This is a genomic window from Streptomyces sp. LS1784 (genome assembly GCF_020103755.1).
Taxonomy (GTDB): domain Bacteria; phylum Actinomycetota; class Actinomycetes; order Streptomycetales; family Streptomycetaceae; genus Kitasatospora.
This window is the reverse complement of record NZ_JAHSQD010000773.1, coordinates 1-3,132: the sequence shown is the minus strand read 5'-3', so window position 1 is coordinate 3,132 and position 3,132 is coordinate 1. Positions and strand designations below refer to the sequence as shown.

4 protein-coding genes are annotated in these 3,132 nt (G+C 75.6%); 1 reads left to right on the top strand and 3 read right to left on the bottom strand.

Annotation, left to right across the window (positions count from 1 at the left end; genetic code table 11):
• Positions 1-123: 123 nt before the first annotated feature.
• Both KS423_RS42120 and KS423_RS42115 read right to left on the bottom strand, forming a co-directional pair.
• Positions 124-669, bottom strand: a complete 546-nt coding sequence (locus KS423_RS42120) for a bifunctional DNA primase/polymerase (RefSeq protein WP_224284995.1) — start codon at positions 667-669, stop codon at positions 124-126.
• Positions 670-846: 177 nt separating this feature from the next.
• Positions 847-1,200, bottom strand: coding sequence for a hypothetical protein (locus KS423_RS42115; protein WP_224284994.1), 354 nt, complete (start codon positions 1,198-1,200; stop codon positions 847-849).
• A 284-nt stretch (positions 1,201-1,484) separates the two neighbouring features.
• Between KS423_RS42115 and KS423_RS42110 the strand changes: the two genes are divergently transcribed.
• Positions 1,485-1,811: a hypothetical protein gene (locus KS423_RS42110; protein ID WP_224284993.1), complete on the top strand. Its 327-nt coding sequence runs from the start codon at positions 1,485-1,487 to the stop codon at positions 1,809-1,811.
• Between the two features lie 9 nt (positions 1,812-1,820).
• Here the strand turns inward: KS423_RS42110 and KS423_RS42105 are convergent, their stop codons facing one another.
• Positions 1,821-3,131, bottom strand: coding sequence for an AAA family ATPase (locus KS423_RS42105; protein WP_224284992.1), 1,311 nt, complete (start codon positions 3,129-3,131; stop codon positions 1,821-1,823).
• Position 3,132 lies beyond the last annotated feature (1 nt).

Genomic DNA, 3,132 nt, shown 5'->3' with positions numbered 1-3,132 from the left:
ACCCCGGACCCGCTGATTAAGAGTCAGCTGCTCTAACCAACTGAGCTAGCGGCGCCTGCTGACAGAGAAGACTCTAGCAGCGCCGTGCGGCCGAGCCAAAATCGAATACCGGTCGTCCCGCGTTCACCCCCCGGTCACGACGGCCGCCCCGGCGGGAACCGGCGCGCCCGGCTCGCGCGCCGCCCGGACGCAGGCCCACAGCACCACCGCGGCGCCGGGCAGCCGGGGCTCCCGCTGTTCGGGCGCGACGATCCACCGGCCGGCGCCCTGCCCGGGGGAGTCCGGGCTGTTCAGCACCCGCTGCAGGGGCGGCACGGTCACCGCGTCGCCCTTGCCGTGGCACAGCAGCGGCGGCACGTCCCGGGCCCACTCCTCCCAGGCCAGCAGCCGGCGCAGCCGGGGTGCCGCGCCCGGCTGGACGAACAGCAGCATCCGTCCCCGATGGACGGCCACCGGACCGCAGCCCGGCCCGGACGTCCACATCTCGTCCAGCACCCGGCGGCCGAACAGCGCCGGCATGCTGATCACGTCGAAGGCGCGCCCGCAGGGCAGAACCGAGGGCGCCCAGGGACGGCTCTCCCACAGGGCGCGCATGCTGCGCGGGTACTCGCTGGCGGAGGCCAGCCAGGCCTCCCCGGCCGCGCTGACGTACTCCACCGAGGGGTACATCACCGACTGCTGCGTCACCGACTGCTGCGTCCAGATCTCCACGGAGAGCAGCCTGCGCGGCGCGTGCCACCGGTGGGACGGAAAGCGCGGTTCGCCGGACGGCGCGGCGGGGGATCGCGTACCCTTCCCCGCCGCGCATATGCCAGTGGCCCGTGTCCGGCTTGCGTGCGCCGGGGCTCAGTCCTCGTGCCGGCGCGGCTGGAGCAGGGTGCGGCCGTACTCGATCATCTTGGCGGCGTAGTCCGGGGTCCAGTCCGCCCGCTGGGCGATCTCGGCGTCGGACAGCGCGTCGAACCGGCGCGGGTCGGCGAGCTGCGCGGCGGCGACCGCCTGGAAGTCCGTGGCCCGCTCGGCGGCCGCCCGGAAGGCCAGGGCCAGTTCCGTGGAACGGCGCAGCAGCTCCGCCGGGTCCTCGATCGACTCCAGGTCGAAGAATCGTTCCGGCTCGGGTTCGGCGGACTGCGGCTCGAACAGCAGCTGGACCGGACGCAGGCGCCTGGTGGGCTCGGACGACTCTGGGGAGTCGGGCATGGACGGACACCTCCGGGTCTCGGGTGGGGTGAAGGGAATCTGCTCCGGGCCGCGCCGCCCGGTCGTGGCCGCCGTCCATTGTCTCGCGGCAGCGGCCCGTAGCGGAACGGTGCGCACGCGAGCGCTATTCCCCGGCGCGTGCCGGGCGTGTGACTCGCGCGCTGCGCTTCCGGACCGCATGCGAACCGGTTGTCCCGGGTACCGGCCGCTCCGGCCCGCCGGTCGTTCCGGCGGGCCGGTCACATCGAGGCGGACCGGCCGTCCATCGATACGGGAGAACCCCCATGCGTGTGAGAAGGGGCCTCACGGCCCTCGCCCTGCCCGTCCTGTCCGTACTGGGCGCCCTGCTCGCCGTCGCCGCCTCCGTCGCCCCGCCCGCCGCGGCCGCCGAGACGGCGCTGGTGGTCACCGGAGAGCCGAGCGGCCCGGGCGGCGCCTCGACGGCGACCTGCCCGTCCGGCACCCACCTGACCGGCGGCGGCTACCGGCTCCAGCCGGACGCGGACGGCCCGGTGCGCGCCAACGGCCCCACCGCCGACGCGAGCGGGTGGAGCGCGCAGGCGCAGCGGGGATCGGTGGTCGCCTTCGCGGTCTGCGAGACGGAGGACTGAGCCCGACGGCTACCTCAGGTGGACCCGGTGGCCGCTCAGGTGGTGCAGCACCTGGTGGTTCGCCTCCCAGCCGTCCGGGAAGGTCACCGGGACGCCCAGCTGCACCGGCTCGGTCGCGGGGTGCTCGTCCAGCAGCTCGGCGATCCCGGCCCGGGCCACCACGATGCAGGCGTGCCGGTGCCGGGAGGCGAGCACGCAGAGCCGGCCGGTCTCCAGGTGGAAGGCGGTCGCGTCGGGGCGCCCGGAGAGCGGGTGCAGCACCACCGTGACGTCGTACTCGCGGCCCTGCAGGCGGTTGGCGGTGTCCACCGTGACGGCCGGACCGGCCGCGCCGTCCACCGGCACGCCCACCTTGAGCAGCGCCGCGCGCACGGCCGCCGCCTGGTCCCGGTGGGCGGTGCCGACGGCGATCCGGTCCGCGGTGAGCGGTGCCTCGCCCTGCTCGGAGTGGGCGGTCAGCCCGCGCTCCAGCAGTCGGCGGACGGTGGCCGCGACGGCCGCCACGGCCTGCGGGTCGGTCCGTACGGTGTGCCGGGCGGGCAGCTCCAGCAGGGCCCAGCCGTGTGCGGCGGCCCGGTCGATCACCGCGTCCAGGGCCGAGCCGTCCGGGCGCACGGCGGCGGTCAGCCGGCGGTCGTCCGGGCCGGTGCCGGAGCGGAACGGCGTGTACGGGTAGAAGGCCCGGGAGATCAGTGGGGCGGCGCTGGCGGGCAGCCGCCAGGAGACCGGCAGCCGGTGCGGCTCGATCTCCGGGTTGTGCGCCAGCAGGGTGACCACCGCGCTGCTGGACGGGTCGTACGACAGTCCGGCCCACTGCTCGGTGCCGACCACGGTGAACGGGTCCAGCTGGCCCGGGTCGCCGACGAACAGCGCCCGCTCGAACAGCCGGGCCACCGCGAGCAGGGCGTCCGAGCGCATCTGGTACGCCTCGTCGACGATCGCGTGCCGCCACGGGGCCTCGGCCCGCACCCACTGCCACTTGGCCGCGGTGGAGATCACCACGTCGTGCTCGACCAGGTCGGCGACCTTGTCGGAGGGCGTGACGCCGGCGTGCTTCAGCACCTCCGGGCCGGGCCGGGAGTCCGCGGCGTGCAGCCGGCCGATCGTCAGCTCCGGCGCCTTCTCGGCCAGCCGGCCGACCAGGTCGTCCACCTGGCCGTTGGTCTGGGCGACGATCATCAGCCGCTCGCCGGCCTCGACCAGCTCGCGTGCGGCCCGCACCACGAGCGTCGACTTGCCGGCGCCGGGCGGGGAGTCCACCACCACGCCGCGCGGGGCGCCGGCCGGCGGGCGGCCGGTGGCCGCCAGGATCCGGGCCACC